This is a genomic window from Frigoribacterium sp. Leaf263, assembly GCF_001422285.1.
In the GTDB taxonomy this organism is placed as follows: domain Bacteria; phylum Actinomycetota; class Actinomycetes; order Actinomycetales; family Microbacteriaceae; genus Frigoribacterium.
The window spans coordinates 733,092-749,023 of record NZ_LMMO01000004.1; the positions used below are offsets into that span (position 1 = coordinate 733,092).

Annotated in this window: 21 protein-coding genes; 10 read left to right on the forward strand and 11 right to left on the reverse strand. The window is 72.4% G+C overall.

The window, feature by feature from the left end; translation table 11 throughout:
- Positions 1–37: 37 nt before the first annotated feature.
- Together ASF17_RS12765 and ASF17_RS12770 are read right to left on the reverse strand one after the other, a co-directional pair.
- Positions 38–763 (reverse strand): CHRD domain-containing protein, encoded by a 726-nt coding sequence (locus ASF17_RS12765; protein ID WP_055800435.1) that lies wholly within the window; start codon positions 761–763, stop codon positions 38–40.
- Entirely contained in the window at positions 751–1,764 is a 1,014-nt protein-coding gene (locus tag ASF17_RS12770) for a DMT family transporter (RefSeq protein ID WP_082475340.1), read from the reverse strand. The genes ASF17_RS12765 and ASF17_RS12770 overlap by 13 nt, the downstream gene beginning before the upstream one ends.
- A 33-nt stretch (positions 1,765–1,797) precedes the next feature.
- On the opposite strand from ASF17_RS12770, the gene ASF17_RS12775 reads away from it, so the two are divergent.
- Both ASF17_RS12775 and ASF17_RS12780 read left to right on the forward strand, forming a co-directional pair.
- Positions 1,798–2,445, forward strand: a complete 648-nt coding sequence (locus ASF17_RS12775; protein ID WP_235476601.1) for a TetR/AcrR family transcriptional regulator — start codon at positions 1,798–1,800, stop codon at positions 2,443–2,445.
- A gap of 101 nt (positions 2,446–2,546) precedes the next feature.
- The gene (locus tag ASF17_RS12780; protein WP_055800438.1) at positions 2,547–3,278 is read left to right on the forward strand and encodes an alpha/beta fold hydrolase; all 732 of its coding nucleotides are present in this window, start codon (positions 2,547–2,549) and stop codon (positions 3,276–3,278) included.
- 70 nt (positions 3,279–3,348) lie between these two features.
- Here the strand turns inward: ASF17_RS12780 and ASF17_RS12785 are convergent, their stop codons facing one another.
- The 4 genes from ASF17_RS12785 to ASF17_RS12800 form a co-directional block, all read right to left on the reverse strand.
- Positions 3,349–4,434: an NAD-dependent epimerase/dehydratase family protein gene (locus ASF17_RS12785; protein ID WP_055800441.1), complete on the reverse strand. Its 1,086-nt coding sequence runs from the start codon at positions 4,432–4,434 to the stop codon at positions 3,349–3,351.
- An 89-nt stretch (positions 4,435–4,523) separates the two neighbouring features.
- Positions 4,524–5,042, reverse strand: coding sequence for a hypothetical protein (locus ASF17_RS12790; RefSeq protein WP_055800445.1), 519 nt, complete (start codon positions 5,040–5,042; stop codon positions 4,524–4,526).
- A gap of 105 nt (positions 5,043–5,147) precedes the next feature.
- Complete coding sequence (locus ASF17_RS12795) at positions 5,148–5,579, reverse strand: hypothetical protein (RefSeq protein ID WP_156357424.1); 432 nt, start codon at positions 5,577–5,579, stop codon at positions 5,148–5,150.
- Between the two features lie 218 nt (positions 5,580–5,797).
- Positions 5,798–5,995: a hypothetical protein gene (locus ASF17_RS12800; protein WP_055800452.1), complete on the reverse strand. Its 198-nt coding sequence runs from the start codon at positions 5,993–5,995 to the stop codon at positions 5,798–5,800.
- Between the two features lie 212 nt (positions 5,996–6,207).
- Here ASF17_RS12800 and ASF17_RS12805 point away from each other — a divergent pair, with 212 nt between their 5' ends.
- Positions 6,208–7,593 (forward strand): hemolysin family protein, encoded by a 1,386-nt coding sequence (locus ASF17_RS12805; protein ID WP_082475341.1) that lies wholly within the window; start codon positions 6,208–6,210, stop codon positions 7,591–7,593.
- Between the two features lie 4 nt (positions 7,594–7,597).
- On the opposite strand, the gene ASF17_RS12810 is transcribed toward ASF17_RS12805, so the two are convergent.
- Together ASF17_RS12810 and ASF17_RS12815 are read right to left on the reverse strand one after the other, a co-directional pair.
- On the reverse strand, positions 7,598–8,992 hold the full coding sequence (locus ASF17_RS12810) for an MFS transporter (RefSeq protein ID WP_082475342.1): 1,395 nt from the start codon (positions 8,990–8,992) through the stop codon (positions 7,598–7,600).
- A 10-nt stretch (positions 8,993–9,002) separates the two neighbouring features.
- On the reverse strand, positions 9,003–9,587 hold the full coding sequence (locus tag ASF17_RS12815) for a helix-turn-helix domain-containing protein (RefSeq protein ID WP_055800455.1): 585 nt from the start codon (positions 9,585–9,587) through the stop codon (positions 9,003–9,005).
- 173 nt (positions 9,588–9,760) lie between these two features.
- Between ASF17_RS12815 and ASF17_RS12820 the strand changes: the two genes are divergently transcribed.
- Both ASF17_RS12820 and ASF17_RS12825 read left to right on the forward strand, forming a co-directional pair.
- Positions 9,761–10,228, forward strand: coding sequence for a hypothetical protein (locus ASF17_RS12820; protein WP_055800460.1), 468 nt, complete (start codon positions 9,761–9,763; stop codon positions 10,226–10,228).
- Positions 10,225–11,394: a zinc-dependent alcohol dehydrogenase gene (locus tag ASF17_RS12825; RefSeq protein ID WP_055800463.1), complete on the forward strand. Its 1,170-nt coding sequence runs from the start codon at positions 10,225–10,227 to the stop codon at positions 11,392–11,394. The genes ASF17_RS12820 and ASF17_RS12825 overlap by 4 nt, the downstream gene beginning before the upstream one ends.
- Before the next feature lie 85 nt (positions 11,395–11,479).
- On the opposite strand, the gene ASF17_RS12830 is transcribed toward ASF17_RS12825, so the two are convergent.
- Entirely contained in the window at positions 11,480–11,959 is a 480-nt protein-coding gene (locus tag ASF17_RS12830) for a nucleoside deaminase (RefSeq protein ID WP_055800466.1), read from the reverse strand.
- Positions 11,960–12,205: 246 nt separating this feature from the next.
- Between ASF17_RS12830 and ASF17_RS12835 the strand changes: the two genes are divergently transcribed.
- Positions 12,206–12,688, forward strand: coding sequence for an FBP domain-containing protein (locus tag ASF17_RS12835; RefSeq protein ID WP_055800469.1), 483 nt, complete (start codon positions 12,206–12,208; stop codon positions 12,686–12,688).
- A 5-nt stretch (positions 12,689–12,693) separates the two neighbouring features.
- Here the strand turns inward: ASF17_RS12835 and ASF17_RS12840 are convergent, their stop codons facing one another.
- Positions 12,694–13,347, reverse strand: a complete 654-nt coding sequence (locus ASF17_RS12840) for a GNAT family N-acetyltransferase (RefSeq protein WP_235476602.1) — start codon at positions 13,345–13,347, stop codon at positions 12,694–12,696.
- Between the two features lie 123 nt (positions 13,348–13,470).
- Between ASF17_RS12840 and ASF17_RS12845 the strand changes: the two genes are divergently transcribed.
- From ASF17_RS12845 to ASF17_RS12860, 4 genes are read left to right on the forward strand one after another with little or no spacing between them, the layout of a single operon-like run.
- Complete coding sequence (locus ASF17_RS12845) at positions 13,471–14,085, forward strand: TetR/AcrR family transcriptional regulator (RefSeq protein ID WP_055800472.1); 615 nt, start codon at positions 13,471–13,473, stop codon at positions 14,083–14,085.
- On the forward strand, positions 14,082–14,495 hold the full coding sequence (locus ASF17_RS12850; protein WP_055800476.1) for a DMT family transporter: 414 nt from the start codon (positions 14,082–14,084) through the stop codon (positions 14,493–14,495). The genes ASF17_RS12845 and ASF17_RS12850 overlap by 4 nt, the downstream gene beginning before the upstream one ends.
- Entirely contained in the window at positions 14,495–14,809 is a 315-nt protein-coding gene (locus tag ASF17_RS12855) for a DMT family transporter (protein WP_055800478.1), read from the forward strand. Before ASF17_RS12850 ends, ASF17_RS12855 begins: the two co-directional genes overlap by 1 nt.
- A 46-nt stretch (positions 14,810–14,855) precedes the next feature.
- Positions 14,856–15,647 carry an NAD-dependent epimerase/dehydratase family protein gene (locus ASF17_RS12860; protein WP_055800480.1) on the forward strand — a complete coding sequence of 264 codons (792 nt, stop codon included), beginning with the start codon at positions 14,856–14,858 and terminating at the stop codon, positions 15,645–15,647.
- On the opposite strand, the gene ASF17_RS12865 is transcribed toward ASF17_RS12860, so the two are convergent.
- Positions 15,644–15,919, reverse strand: coding sequence for a hypothetical protein (locus ASF17_RS12865; RefSeq protein WP_055800482.1), 276 nt, complete (start codon positions 15,917–15,919; stop codon positions 15,644–15,646). The two genes, ASF17_RS12860 and ASF17_RS12865, sit on opposite strands and share 4 nt — an antisense overlap.
- Positions 15,920–15,932: the final 13 nt, after the last annotated feature.

The following is a 15,932-nucleotide window of genomic DNA, read 5'->3' on the forward strand; positions in this document are numbered from 1 at the left end:
TCACGCGACGCACCCGCCTCGGGGCGACCGCCGGAGATCAGGACTCCTGGCGGCGGTGGCGACGGGCGACGAGCACGCCGGCCGCGCCGAGCAGTCCGAGGGCGCCGATCGCGCCGGCGCCGATCAGGCTCTGGTCACCGGACGAGGCGTTCGCCGCGCCTCCGGCACCGGTGTCGACCCCGCCGACCGGCACCTGCGTCAGCTGGCCGCGCACCACGCCGGCGGCGAAGTCGGCGGTGTGCGAGTCGCCGGTGAAGCCCTCGGGGTTCGCCTCGATCTGCGCGAGCGTGAAGCCCTCGCCGGTGTCGGCGCCCGCGTCGCTCATGACGCCCGTGGTGAAGGGCCCCTGGAGGCAGCCGCTGCTGGTGCGCTCGCCCGTGCCGTCGTCGACGGGGTTGGGGAACGCGATGCGCGGCGGGCCCGACTTGCCGGCCGCCGCCTCGTGGATGTGCGTGGCCGTCTTGGCCGGGCTCTTGTAGTCGCCCGAGACGCCCGAGAGGGTGATGTCGTAGCAGATGATGTTCTGGTCGCTGTTGATGCGGAAGTCGAAGGTGCCGGTGGCGCCCTCCTGGCCCGGGGTGACGGCGCCTTCGGTGTTGATGACCTGGTCGGGCGTCGCCATGACGGTGAAGGCGCTCGTGAAGCTCGAGGGCTCGGGGACCTCGGTCTCGGCGCTCGCCGGAGCGGCGGCGAACAGGGTGAGGGCGGCTGCGGCGGCGCCTCCGATGGTCAGGGTGCGGACGGAACGGTTCATCTTCGACATGCTTCCTCTGCCTCTCGCGGGGCGTGATCCGGTCGGACGACGCTTGTGGAGGGGCTTACGACGGCGCTGCGCGGAACGTTCAACACGACAGGATCTTTTCTTCCCTCGAGGATCAGGACCAGCGCGACCCCGGAGGCGCACAGCACGAACCCGGCGACGGTCACGACGGTCAGCGGCTCGTCGAACAGGGCGGCTCCCGCGAGGGCGGTCGTCGGCGCCACGAGGAAGAGCAGGGCGTTGAGGGCCGTGATGCCGACCCGCCGCAGCAGCCACCAGTAGAGGCCGTAGGCGATCAGGGTCGGCAGCGCCGCCGACAGCAGGGCGGCCAGCCAGAAGGCCGCATCGGCGGGCGGCGCCAGCGTGCCGGTGGCGAGTGCGAGCACGATGAGCGCGGCGGCGGTCACGACGATGTGGATCGTGAGGGTCGTGACGACGGGGAGGCGCGCCTCCGATCGCCGCTCGACGAACGTCCCGACGATGAGGCAGGCCATGGCCGCCGCGGGCAGCAGGTAGGCCGTCGCCGACGCGTCGGAGCCGCCGAGCTGCGATCCGACGACCAGCGCCACCCCGACGGCGCCGAGGGTGAGGCCCACCCACTGGCCGCCGCGGACGCGCAGCCCCAGCAGCGGCCCGACGAGGGTGGCGACGACGAGCGGCTGCACGGCGTCGATCAGCGCGGTCGTGCCGGTCGCGATGCCCGCCCCGACCGCGGCGTAGACGAAGAAGCAGTAGCCGAACTGGGCCGAGAGCCCGATCGCGACCTGCCGTCGGAGGTCGGCCCGCGGCACCGTGCGGAGCGCCGCGAGCCCGCCCGGCCGGGCGAGCAGCACGACGAGCAGCACGACCGCGAGCGGGGCGAAGCGCCAGCCCAGCAGGGTCGTGGCCGGCACGTCGACCGTGGCGATCTTGGCGATGACGAAGCCGGAGCTCCACGACGTGACGAAGGCGGCCGAGGCCACGACGGTGACGACGGCACCGAGTACACCGATCTGTTTACTCATGCGACCGACTATACAGATCGGTAGACTCTCGGGGTGACCGAATCCGAGACGACCTCGCGCCTCCCCGACTCCTCGACCGACCCGCTGCCGGCGTCGTTGCCGCCTCTGCCTCCGCTCACGCCCGGCGCCCGTCGCGTGCTCGACGCGGCGTCGCGGCTGTTCTACGAGCAGGGCATCCACGCCGTCGGCGTCGACACCATCGCGGCCGAAGCCGGGGTCACGAAGAAGACCCTCTACGACCGGTTCGGATCGAAGGAGGCGCTGGTCGTCTCGTACCTGCAGCACCGCGACCAGAGATGGCGCGAGCACATCGCCGCCCACCTCGCTCTCGTGCCCGAGCCGGGCCCCGACCGGGTGCTGGCCGTCTTCGACGCCACGATCCTCTGGGTGCCCGACAACGATCGGAAGGGCTGCAGCGCGATCAACGCCCGGGCCGAGATGGGCGACGGGAGCGACGGCAACCCCGCTCTGCCCGAGGTCGTCCGCCAGAAGGCCTGGATGTTCGAGCTGTTCGGCGCCCTGTGCCGCGAGGCGGGCGTGGACGACCCCGACGGCACGGCGCGACTGCTGATGCTGCTGCACGAGGGGGGACTCGTCACCCTCGGCATGCGGACGTTCGCCGAGCCGTTCGTCGTCGCCCGGGCGGCGGCGGCCGAGGTGCTGCGTGCGCGGGGCCTCTGAGGCGGAGCGGGGCGGGGTGCCGAGGCCGTAGGAGGCGCGGGTCGGCCCGGCAGGACGCCCGCTCCCGGCGCGGTCGGAGGTGCGCACGCGATGCTGACGGCATGCAGCTGAACACGACCACCACCGGCCGAGGCGCGCGTCATGTCGGGCTGGTCCACGGCCTCGGCGCGGACGGCGGCACCTGGCAGCCCCTCGTCGACCGACTGATCGCGTCGGGGGAGCACACGGTGACGACCATCGACCTCCGCGGTCATGGGGCCAGCGACCGCGCGTCGTCGTACCGTCTCGACGAGTTCGCCGACGACGTCGTCGACGCCCTGCCGCATGGTCTCGACGCCGTGGTCGGGCATTCGCTCGGCGGCTCGGTGCTCGTGCGCGCCGTGGGGCGTCTGCAGCCCGCGCGGGCCGTCTATCTCGACCCCGGCTTCGGGTTGACCCTGCCCACGACGGGCATCGCCGGTCGGCTGTTCTGGGCGGTGCCCCTGGTGACGATGGGCGTCGCCGGGGCGCTGCAGGCGCGACGCGGAGCCCGGACGCGTGCCGGCTACACCGCCGAGATCCGGGCCTCGCTCGATCGGGCGAACGGGCTGTTCGACCGGCGGATGGCCGTCGGGGTGTTCCGCGACGTCGCGTTCCACCCGGTCGTCGTGGCTCCGCCCGAGGTCCCCTCGACGATCGTGCTGTCGGACGACTCCCCGTCGGTGCTGCCCGACGCCCTCGCGACGAGGCTCGAGTCAGTGGGGTGGGAGGTGCGCCGACTGCCCGGCGTGCACCATGACATGCACCTCGAGGCACCCGACCGGACGTACGAGACGGTGCGCGACCTGCTCTGAGCGAGCCGCGCCTCCTCGGCTGTCGCGTGCCCGCCGCCGTGCCCGCGGCAGGCACGGCGGCGGGGGATGCTCAGTCGGGCGAGCCTTCCCCCGCGCCGGCACCGGCGAGCAGCTCGGCGAGCAGGGCGGCGTGGTCGTCGTCGTCGAGTCCGCTCGGGCGCGTGCCGGGGTCGCTCCGGCGCTCGCGGTCGTCGAGGGCGTCGCGCAGCGTGTCGACGAGGAGGCGGTGCGTGAGTCCCGCGGACCGCGCTCGGTCGCCCGTGCGCGCGTTCATTCCATACCAGTCGGCGTCGGCGATCCAGAGCGGGAGTGAGCGCGGGCCCGCCCACTGACCCACCTCGCGGGCGAGCAGCCAGTCGGCCGACGCCGTCGCGGTCACCGTCGTGGGTGCCGCCTCTGCGGCCTCTCGCGCGGCCTCGAGGTGGGCGGGGAAGAGCGCCGACGGGCCGACGGCGTCCATCACGCCGCTCGTGCTCTGCTCAGCGCAGCGGACGAGCCACTCGGCGAGGTCGCGCACGTCGATCACCGACGTCGGGAGGTCGGGGGCGTCGGGGACGAGGACGAATCGACCGTCAGTGCTGGTGCTGGTGCTGGTGCTGGTGCTGGTGTCGGTGTCGGCCGAGGAGGCGCGGGTGGGGTGGGCGAACCGCCACGGCCAGTAGTCGGTGCGGCCGGTCGGGTCGCCGGGGCCGCCGATGAGCCCCGCCCGCGCGATGAGAGCCCGGTCCTCTCCGAAGGCGTCGAGCACCGCGTCCTCGCAGGCGGCCTTCGCGGGGCCGTAGTCGTCGGGGCCGGGCACGCGGTCGGCGGCGAGGGGCGGTACGCGCTCGGCGGACTCGTCGGCTCCGACGGGTCCGGGCGCGGCGTAGACGCTCGTCGTCGAGATGAAGAGGTAGCGGTCGGCGACGGGTTCGAGGTCGCGGACGGCCCGCCGCACGTGACCGGGTTCGCGGGCGACGTCGATGACCGCGTCCCAGCGATGCCCGATGACGGGGGCGAGCGCATCGTCGTGATCGCGATCGGCCCGGACGAGCGTCACCCCGTCGGGGACGGCGATGCCGCGGGCTAGGCAGGTGACGTCATGCCCAGCGGCGACGGCCGTCGATGCGATGCGATGGCCGAGCCAGGCCGTGCCGCCGAGGACGAGTGTCTTCATGACGCCATCCTGCCAGCCCCGGTCGTCGGGAGGCGCCGTGTCCCTCCATAAGCGGCGCTGGCGGGGGTGCGCCCCGGGGCGGAGCGGAGTCAGTGCGAGCGGGAGGCCGACTGCGCCGGCGCCGTCGCCGCGGCCGCCTCGGCCTCGACCAGGGCGCGCCTCCGCTCGGTGACGACCCGCTCGAGCACGAGCGAGCTGACGCCGACGGTCAGGCTGAGCGCAGCGATGATCCACCGTGGTCGGTCGACGCCGAGGCGTTCGATCGACCGGTGCAGACGCTCGTCGAGGGCCTCGGTGGTGCGCGCGAAGCCGATGACGACCCCGGCGGCCCCCGCCGCGCCTCCTGCCGTGACCTTCGGATCGGTGAAGGGCTCGCGCGTGAGTCCGCTGGCCGTGCCTGCCGCCGCCAGTCCGGCGAGGGTCACGTGATACGCGACCCGCGCGACGGGAGCCAGGGAGGCTGGGCGCACGAACGAGAGACCGACGTACCCGAGCACGACGCCGAGCTGCACGACCCGGTCGCGGCGTTCGGCGCGGGAGAAGAGATCGTCGACCGCGTCGTCGTCGACGGGCGAGCGATTGAGGTCGTCGTGAGCACGATCGGTCATCGCCTCACTCTGCCAGGTCGATCGCAGCTCGGGAAGGCCGGATGAGAAGGACCCGCCGAGCCGCCGCCGGAGCGGGGTCGACGGGTCCGGGAGACCGCGAGCGGATTACGCGCAGTCGGACTTCGAGAAGGCCAGCTCGAGCTGGTCGCCCGTTCCCTCGACGTCGTACGAGTACTTCATCCCGATGTCGCGGTCGAGGATGTCGCGCGTCGCCGCCGTGCTGCACAGCTGCGGGAGCACCGACGCCGCGAGCAGCTCCTCGGTGACGCTCTCGACGCCTTCGCCCGACAGCGTGTAGCGGTAGTGGATCGCGTCGGACTCGGCCGTGATGTCCTCGAGGACGGTGACCTCGTCGATCTGCTGCGGCAGGTCGTACTGCTCCTTCGCCTGCTCGACGTTCTCGGCGATGGCGTCCTCCTTCGAGTCGCCCCCGAACGCCTGGAACGCCGCCCGCACCCCGAACGAGACGAGCACGGCGACGACGATCGCCACCACCGCCCCGATGATCCGATTCCGTGTCGTCGCCTGTGTCGCCATGTCTTCCCCCTGATCACGCCGCTGCGCGACGTCTTCGCCGTGGCCCGTGTCGTCGGACCGATCGGCGCCGGACCGTCCGGCTGCACGAGCCCCCGACGCGTCGCCGGTAGAACCCCCTGTCTGCACAGTATCGACGGACCGTCGCCGCGGCGCGGTCGAGGAGGCGCGGGCGGCACCCCCAGGTCAGGGGTCAGCGGTCAGGGGTGCCACCCTGCGGGTCAGTCCTCGGTGTCGCCGCCGTTCTCGGGCTCGGTCCTCGTCTCGTCCATGCGGTCTCGGAGGTGGTCGGCCATCGCGCCGGCTCCCTCGTCGCCGTGGTCGTGCTCGACCTGCTCGATCAGCCCGCTGAGCTTCTCGTCGTTGGTCGCCTCGGTCGCGCCGTCCATGATCGGTTCGGTCTGCTTCTCGTCAGTCATGCTCTGACGCTACGCCGCGATCGTGGGAGGGCCGAGGTGCTGAGCCGCAGGCGGCTGTCCGGCCGACGACGAGGCCGGTGTCTCTCACCCTTCTACCGGTACTCTCCACCCATGAAGCGCACAGCAGACTCATCGTCCTCGTCGTCCGACTGCCATAGTCCGGGCGCCCGGAAGACCCCGGGCACCACCCGGCCCATCGCCACCACGACCCGATGAACGGCGATCTCGTCCTCAACATCGTCCTGGTCGTCGTCTTCGTCCTCGTCGGGGGTGTGTTCGCGGCCACCGAGATGGCCCTGGTCACCCTGCGCGAGAGCCAGGTCAACGCCATCGCGGCCCGGGGCAAGCGGGGTGAGAAGGTCGCCGGTCTCGCCCGCGACCCCAACATGTTCCTCGCCGCCGTGCAGATCGGCGTCACCGTCGCCGGATTCGCGTCGGCCGCCTACGGTGCGTCGTCGATCGCCCCGTCGGTCTCGCCCCTCCTCGTCTCGTGGGGACTCGGCGAGCAGGCCGCGGGCACGGTCGCGACCATCGCCCTGACCCTGATCATCGCCTACCTCTCGCTCGTGCTCGGCGAGCTCGCGCCCAAGCGGCTGGCCATTCAGCGGAACGCCTCGTTCGCCTACGCCGTCGCACCCGTCCTGGCCGTCTTCGCGGTGCTCATGCGGCCCGTCATCTGGCTGCTGTCGATCTCGACGAACCTCGTCGTCCGGATGCTCGGCGGCGACCCGCACAAGACGGGCGAGGAGATGACCGAGGAGGAGCTCCGCGACATCGTCTCGAGCCACGAGGGTCTGCCCGACGACGAGCGCCGCATCCTCGACGACGTGCTCTCGTTGCGTCATCGGCAGCTCAGCCAGGTCATGCGCCCTCGCCCCGAGGTCACGGCCGTCGACGGCACCGGCACCGTGAGCGACGCCGCGAGCGAGGTGCAGGACCGCCCGTACTCGCGGTACCCGGTCATCGACCGGTCCATCGACGACATCATCGGCTTCGTGCACGTCCGCGACCTGTTCGAGGCCATCTCGAAGGACCCGGCGACCCCCGTCCGCGACATCGTCCGCACCATCTCGTATCTGCCCGCCACGGCCCGCGTGCTGCCGACGCTCACGTCCATGCGCGCCGGCGGGCACCACATCGCGGTCATCATCGACGAGTACGGCGGGACCGACGGCATCGTCACGCTCGAGGACCTCGTGGAGGAGGTCGTGGGCGAGATCTTCGACGAGTACGACACCGAGTCGGCCGCCGAGGACCTCGGCGCCGGGGGCGGGACGGTCGACGGCCGCCTGAACTTCCAGGACTTCGAGGAGGCGACGGGCATCCACCTGCCCGACAGCGCGTCCGACACGGTCGCCGGCTTCGTGATCGAGAGCCTCGGCCGACTGGCCCGGGTGGGCGACATCGTCGAGATCGACGGGGCGCGTCTGCAGGTGACGGTCATGGACCGCCGCCGCATCTCGGAGCTGCTGGTCATCCCCGACGAGACCGAGAGCGACGCCGACGTCGAGCACGTCGAGCTCCCGGGCGGCTCGAGCTCGGCCACGGCGAAGGCTTCGTCCGCCGACGACGGGGCGGACCGGGGCCGGGAGGTCTGACCCGTCACGCTCCTCGCCCCTCCTGACGATCATCGATCGGAACGGCCCCGCCCTCGGCGGGGCCGTTCCGCTGCGCGGGCGGGCGGTCGCCGGTGGTCGCCGACCGGCCGAGCGCGATCCGCTCTCGCTCCATCAACCGCCACGAGCCGCCGAGCAGGGGGGTCAGCGTGGCGATCGTGTAGGCGACGGCGACGACCCCGAAGGCCACGGCGAGGCCGATCGTGTCGGCGGCGATGCCTCCGAGCAGGGCGCCGAACGGCACTCCGGCCCAGGCCCCCGCGTTCGTGAGTCCGAAGACGCGACCGCGCATGCGCTCGGGCACCCGTTCGAGCTGGACGGCGCCGAGGATCGGGTTGATCGACCCCGCTGCGAGGCCGGCGACGGCGGTCGCCGCGATGAGCACGGGCAGCGGGGCGCCCAGGGCGAACGCGGCGCTCGAGGGGCCGCCGGCCAGGGTGAAGCACACGGCGAGCGTCACGCGGCGGGAGAGCCGATGGGCGACGAAGCCGAACGCGATGTTGCCCACGAGTGCGCAACCGCCCATGGTCGCGACGAGCAGGCCCAACGCGGCCGCTCCGCCCAGTCGGTCGTCTGCATAGAGGGGCAGCAGGGTCGACCCGCGGGCGGCGTCGAGCAGGTTCGTGACGAGGACGAGCGCGACGACCAGCCGCAGGAGGGGATCCCGGACGACGAAGCGCAGCCCGTCGCCGAGATCGGACCAGTACGAGGTGCGGGCCGTCGTGACGCTGCCGTCGCCGCCGGTCACCGGGGGCTCCCGGGTGGCCGCGGGGACGAACGCCACCGTGAGCCCCGCCGACACGGCGAACGTCGCGGCGGTGACGAAGAGGGCGGGGAGCGGCCCGAGCGCGGCGACGAGCAGGCCCGCGACCGACGCGCCGACGAGCTTCGCGAAGCGCTCCGAGCCGTCGAGGAGGCCCACGCTCTGCTCGAGGGGGACGCCGGCCCGTTCGGTGAGGCGCGGCAGCATGACGCGGCGGGCCGTCTGCCCCGGGGTGTCGAGCAGGCCGCCGGCGAAGACCAGCGCCAGCAGGGCCCATAAGGGCAGCCCCACGGTCAACGCCAGGGTGGGGATCGCCAGCACCGCCGCCCCGCTGACGAGATCGGCCACGACGGAGGCGCGACGGTGGCCGACGCGGTCGACGACGACTCCGCCGAACGCGCCGCCGACGACGACGGGGACGGTCGCGAAGAACGCGGCGACCCCGACCTCGACTCCCGAGCCGCCGAGCCCGAGGACGTAGAAGGGCACGGCGAAGGCCGTCACGACGTTGCCCGTCTGCGAGACGGCGTGAGCCGCCAGCAGGGCGGTCAGCGAGCCGACGGCTCGACGGTCACGCGGGGTGGTCGTCACCGACCCCCCGGCTGATGCGCGGCGCATCGGGCGCGCCTCACGGCCGCCGGTAGGCCTGGTAGACGAGCGCGACCGATTCCGCGCCGTCGTCGTCGCGGTCACGGCTCGCGCTCGCCGCGACCCAGCGCTCGACGAGCGCCTCGAGCTCGCCCCGCAGGGTGGCCAGCTCGTCGACCGTGAGGCGCAGGCTGCGATCGCCGCTCGCCGCGGCCGCGACCCACTCGCGGGGCAGGGCCGGTGCCGCGTCGATGTAGTCCGTGTACCGGTTCGCGTAGGCGTGCGCGATCGACTTCTGCAGGGCCGACGAGGCGGCGAGGTCGTCGGGGTCGTCGAGCAGCTCGGCGGGCTCCCACGAGGTGAGCATCGTGGTCGCCTGCCACCAGCGCTCGCGCTGATCCGTGCTCTGCGCCGTCGCGGGTTCGATGAGATCGATCGACGCCAGCCGACCGAGGTGGTAGCTGATCGTCCCCGGCGCCTCGTCGACCAGGTCGCCGAGGAGGGCGGCGGTCTGCGGGCCGCGTTCGCGGAGCAGGCCGAGGAGGCGCAGCCTCGTCGGATGCGCCATCACGCGCATCGAGGCGGCCGAGGTGAGCGTCGTCCGAGAGGTCTCGCGGGGGGTCATGGAGACGACGATAGACTCCGCAAGGGATGTTGCGCAAGAGTCGTTGTGCATCCATCACGCTCCCGAGACGAGGCCTCAGGCCGTTGTCAAGGGGGGCGCCCCGATCCGGTCGTCGAGGCGGACCGGCTCGTACCGTCGGGCCGACAGAGCAGCCCCTCGCGGATCGGAGTCCCATGCGCCTCGCCCCAGCACTCGTCCTCCCCGCCGTCACGGCCGCAGCCGTCGTCGTCGTCCGTCGCCGACGATCCGGCCGACGGGCCTCGGCGGACCGCTGGCACGTCGTCACCGTCGACCGGCCTCGCGACGAGGTCGCCGCGGCTGCGGCCACGGGCCCGCTCGGCGACCTGGGCGACTCGGTCGAGGTGCGCACGAAGGAGGCGCCGGGGGGTCGCGGGACCGAGCTGTCAGCGCGTCCCCTCGCCGCGCCTCCTGCGACCGCCGTCGGATCGCTGGCCCGACGGGCCACCGGCGCCGACCCGCGACAGGACGTCCGCCGCGCGCTGCGCGAGACGAAGCAGCTGCTCGAGGTCGGCGAGATCACGAGGCAGGAGCCGCAGCCCGAAGGTCATCGGCGGTCGACGCCGGCCGGTCGGCTGACGGATCTCGTCGCTCACCGCTCCGGTGGGGAGGGAGTGCTGTGAAGGCTCTCGTCTGGACAGGGATCAACGAGCTCGCCGTCGAGACGGTGGACGACCCGCGGATCCTCAACGCGCACGACGCGATCGTCAAGGTCACCACGACGGTGACCTGCGGTTCGGATCTGCACCTGCTGGGCGGTTACGTCCCCGGGATGCGGGCGGGCGACATCCTCGGCCACGAGTTCATGGGCGAGATCGTCGAGGTCGGCTCTGCCGTGACGAAGCGCAAGGTCGGCGACCGGGTCGTCGTCTGCTCGTTCATGAGCTGCGGGCAGTGCGTCTACTGCAAGGCGGGCAAGACCTCGCTCTGCGACAACTCGAACCCGCACCAGGGCATGGGCGAGGGGCTGTGGGGCGCGGCCACGGGCGGCTGCTTCGGCTACAGCCAGATCACGGGCGGCTTCGCCGGGAGTCACGCCGACTACGTCCGCGTGCCGTTCGTCGACACGGGCGCCTTCCCCGTGCCCGACGGCGTCACCGACGAGCAGGCGGTCTTCGCATCGGACGCCGTCCCCACCGGATGGATGGGCGCCGACCTCGGGGGAGTGCAGCCGGGCGACACGGTCGCCGTCTGGGGTGCCGGAGGCGTCGGGCAGATGGCCGCGCGCGCGAGCATGCTGCTCGGCGCCGAGAAGGTCATCGTCATCGACCGCCTGCCCGAGCGGCTCGACCAGGTGACCCGGCGCATCGGGGCGGAGACCCTCGACTACTCGAGCACCGAGGTCATGGCGGAGCTGCGTGAGCGCACCGGCGGACGCGGCCCGGACGTCGCGATCGAGGCGGTCGGCATGGAGGCGCACAGCCACCGCGCCGACGGCGTCTACGACAAGGTGAAGTCGCTGCTCAAGCTCGAGACGGACCGGCCGACGGCGCTGCGCGAGGCGGTCCTCTCGGCGCGCAAGGGCGGCAGCGTCTTCTCGCTCGGCGTGTTCGGCGGCTACGTCGACAAGTTCCCGCTCGGCGCCTTCATGAACAAGGCGCTGACGTTGCGTTCGGGGCAGCAGTTCGGTCACCGGTACATCCCGATGCTGCTCGAGCGCATCGCCGCGGGCGAGATCTCGACCGACCACCTCGCCACCCACGTCATGCCGCTGAGCGATGCACCGCAGGGCTACGACATGTTCAAGAAGAAGACCGACGGCTGCGTCCGGGCGGTGTTCCACCCCTGAGCGCACGACCGGGTGCCGAGGAGGTGCGGTGCCGTCGAGGCCGGACGGTGGCGGTCCGTCGTCGGCCCGCGCCTCCTCGGGCGGATCACGACGGGTGCCGTGAGGACCACTCGACGAAGGGGGCGGTGGCGTCGTCGGCGTGGCCCTTCTCGGCGCGGAGGGCGCGCTCGTCGAGGGGCTTGGCGTACTCGTCGTAGAAGGTGTCGAGGGTCATCAGGCGGTTGCCGTCCTCGTAGTGCTCGCCCTCCTCCTCCCGGCTCACCGCGTAGATCACGCGGTCGGGCTGCGCGTAGTACAGCGCCCCGAGGCACATCGGGCAGGGGTAGGCCGTGACGTAGGCTTCGATGCCGCGCAGGTCGGTGAGCCCCTGCTCTGCCGCCAGCCGGATGGCGCGGATCTCGGCGTGCGCCGTCGGGTCGCCGGTCTGCGCGACGTGATTGGCGGCCTCGACGACGACCTCGCCGTCGCGCACCAGCAGGCAGGCGAACGGCTTGCCGCCCTCCGCGACGTTCTCGCGGGCGCGCTGCACGCTGAGGGCGGTGAAGGTGTCGTCTCGATCGCTCATGAGATCGAGAGTGCTCCCGGGTGCTGCGGTGGCGCTCAGACTGCTGCGATGTCGACCTCGATGGTCTGCGGGTGGCTAGTCTGACGACGTGAGTGATCGTTCTCAGGAGGTCGTCGGCGTCTTCGCCGGCTCCAGGGCCTGACGCCCCCGGTCGTGTCATCGACACGGCCGGACTCGTCGAACCCACCTCCCGCCCGTCCCGTCGCACGTCGTGCGTCCGGACGACCACATCTCGATCGGCACGTCATGCTCCCCCTCTCTGAGAAGGCCCTCCGCGCCTCCTTCGTCAACGCCTCCCGCAAGGAGGTCTCCGACCTCACCCCGCCTCCCGGTCTCGACCTGCTCGATTGGGCCGACCTCGACTTCCTCGGCTGGCGGGACCCGAAGATGGGGCGACGTGCCTACGCCGTCGTGCCGACCGTCGACGGCGAGTCGGTCGGCATCCTGTTCCGCCGTGCGGACGCCATGCCGCGCTCGCGGCCGCAGTGCTCGTGGTGTCAGGACGTCAGGCTGCCGAACGACGTCGTGTTCTACAGCGCGAAGCGATCCGGGCAGGCCGGTCGCAACGGCGACACGATCGGCAGTCTCGTCTGCGAGGACTTCCAGTGCTCGCGCAACGCGCGCACCGCGCCGCCGCCGGCCTACGAGGGATTCGACGTCGAGGCGGCCCGCTTGAGGCGCATCGGCGACCTGCGACTCCGGGTGGAGGCCTTCGCGAGCGGTCTCTGACGCCGTCAGATCGGCGTCGGCGCCGAGGCCCGCGGTCTCCACATGGCCATGGGTTCGCCCGACGGCAGCCCCGTGATGACCCCGAGCTCGACGAAGCCATGGCGACGGTAGAGGGCGCGATTGCGATCGGTCGACGATTCGAGATACGCCGCGCCTCGTGCTCCGTCGATCCGCCGGAGACGATGCTCGAGCAGTGCGGTGCCGACGCCGAGACCGCGGGCCCTGGCGGCGACGCCGATCTCGGCCAGGTACCAGTGCGGCAGTCGGGGTCGCGGCCGGTGCAGCACGGCTCGGTGGCGTGCAGCAGCGAGGGCGCCCCGGAGTCCGAGAGCGCGGAGGAACGCGGGCAGCTGCGCGAGGAACGGTCCCGGGGTCTCGGGCCCTGTTCTCGGCGACTCCCAGACAGCCGTCCCGACGACGTGGCCACGCTGATCGACCGCGACGTCGACCGTCCCCGACGCGAGGGGTCCGGACTGCAGGAGGGCCGTGAACAGGGTGTCCAGTCGCGCGAGGCGCCCCGGGCCGGAGGGGACGAACGTCGCCATCACCGGATCCTCTTCGAAGGCCTCGGCGAGTGGCGCCGAAACGCCTGTGTCGGTTCCCTGCGCCTGGCGGATGGTGATGGGTGCGCTGATCGGAGTGTCTCGAGTCGTCATCATGCGGAGACCCTAGACGGAACAAATGGCCACTTGGCCAAATCGGAGAGAACCCTGGATCACTCCCAGCAGAGCCTCGGCGAACCCCCAGTTGGCCAGTTGGCCAATTCGTCGTACGCTCGAGCTATGAGCCCACCCCGAGAGCACCGACCGCAAGACGAGCGGCGTCGGCAGCTGATCGAGGCGGCCGTCACCGTCATGGCCGACCGGGGGGTCTCGGGGGTCACGACCCGCGCGGTGACCGCACGAGCGGGGCTGCCGCACGGGTCTTTCCATTACTGCTTCGATTCGAAGGCCGACCTGTTCGCGGCCGTGCTCGGGCGCGAACTCCGGGCCGCGCTCGGTGCCGCATTCGCCCGGCCGGTCGTCCCCCTGGCTCCCGTAGAGCGCATCGAGCACGGTCTCCGAGCGCGACTCGACCTCGTCATGGACCGCCCGGGGCATGCGCTGGCGCTCGCGGAGCTCATCGCCTTCTCTCGCCGCGACCCCGAGCTCGTCGACCTCGCGCGGTGGGAGCAGGCCGAGTACCGACGTCATGTCACGCGCGACGTCGACGAATGGTCCGCCGCCGACGGTCTCCGCTGGTCGGTCCCGACCGCCCAGGTCGCGGCGCTGCTCATCGCCGTCGCCGACGGCATCGGCACGGCGTGGCTCGCCGATCGCGACGGCGAGAGCGCTCGCGGTTCCGTCGCCCTCGCGGCCCGGGCCGTCGCGTCTCTTCTGGAAGGAACCACAGCATGACCTGGCTCTGGCTCGGCGGCGCGATCGCGGTCGAGGTCACCGCGTCGCTGGCGCTGCAGGCCGCCGTGACCGCACCCGGCTGGTACGCCCTCGTCGTCGTCGGCTACCTCTCGGCCTTCCTCTGCCTGACCCGCGTGCTGAAGGGCGGCATGGCCATCGGCGTCGCCTACGGCATCTGGGGTGCGTCGGGCGTCGCGCTGACCGCGGTCATGGCGGCCGTGCTGTTCGGCCAGGCGCTGACCGGGGTGATGATCGTCGGCCTCGCGCTGATCGTCGTCGGGGTGCTGCTCGTCGAGCTCGGCTCGCAGCGGGCGCACTCCGCCCGGGCCCGTGCGGCGTCGGAAATCTCAGGAGGCGCGGGTCACCCGGGCGACGCCCCGCCCGCCCCGCAGACGGACGGAGGTCCCTGATGGCGTGGGTGCTCCTCTCGATCGCCATCGTGTGCGAGGTGGCCGCGACCATCAGCCTGAAGCTCGCCACCGACGGGCGACGGCGCTGGTACGTCGCCGTCGGAATCGGATACGTCGTCGCCTTCTCGCTGCTCGGCGCCGCGCTCTCGCTCGGTCTCCCGATCGGCGTCGCCTACGGCGTCTGGGCCGCGACCGGCGTCGCGTTGACCGCCGTGCTGGGCCGCGTGCTCTTCGGCGACCCGCTCACCTGGCTGATGGGCGCCGGCATCGTCTGCATCATCGCGGGGGTGTTCCTCATCGAGCTCGGTCACTGAGCGGCGGACCCGCCCCGGTGTCGGAGGCTCGTCGTACGATCCGTCCATGACGACGATCACAGGCCGCCGCTGGGTCATCACCGGCGCGGCCGGCACCATCGGAACCGCCCTCCGAGCAGCACTCCTCGAGCGGGGCGTCGAGCTCGTCTCGACCGACATCAGACCGGTCGTCCCCGCCGACCAGGGCGAGACCTCCGCGACGACCGACCTGGCCGACCTCGAGGGGCTGACCGAGCTGTTCGCGGGGGCTCACGGGGTCGTCCATCTCGGGGGCATCCCCGACGAAGCGGACTTCCACGATCTGGCCGAGGTGAACATCGTCGGCACGTACCACGTGCTCGAGGCCGCCCGGCGAGCCGGCGTGCCCCGGGTCGTCTTCGCCAGCAGCAACCGTCTGACGGGTTCGTACACGGCTGGCGATCGCGTGACACCCGAGATGCCCGTCCGCCCGGACGGCTTCTACGGCGTCTCGAAGGCGGCCGCCGAGGCGCTCTGCCGGCTCTACGCCGACAAGTTCGACCTCAGCACGATCTCCGTCCGCATCGGCACCTACGCCGACGCGCCCGAGTCCGCCCGCGCGCAACGGACCTGGCTCAGCCCCGCCGACGCCGTCCGTGCCTTCGTGGCGGCGATGACGACGACCGAGAAGACGGCCGTGTTCTACGCGGTGTCGGCGAACACCACCCGCTGGTGGGATCTCGACTCCGGCGCCGCCCTCGGCTACGTGCCCGAAGACGACTCCGCAGAACGAGGCGAGGTCGAGCCGATCGACCAGCGCACCCCGCAGGGCGGGGACTTCGCCACGGCGCGATTCTCGACGGATCGGATGCGCCGCTAGTCGTCGGCCTCCGACGCCCTGGTGGTCGGCGTGCTCGCGGGATCGCCGCCCGGGCGCAGGCTCCGACGGACGGCCCTGCCGCCGAAGAACAGGCCGAGCACCAGCATGGGCAGCCCCGCCCAGGGCGTGTCGAGGGTCAGCACCAGGGTCACGCCGACGACGCCGAACACGATCGCCATCGCGACGTCGTTCGAGTCCGACTCCTCCGCGTCGTCGGCGGCGCCGGCGCCGCTCTCGGGGTCGGGCACGGGGCGTTCCGTGGACTCGTCCATGAGGGGACGCTAC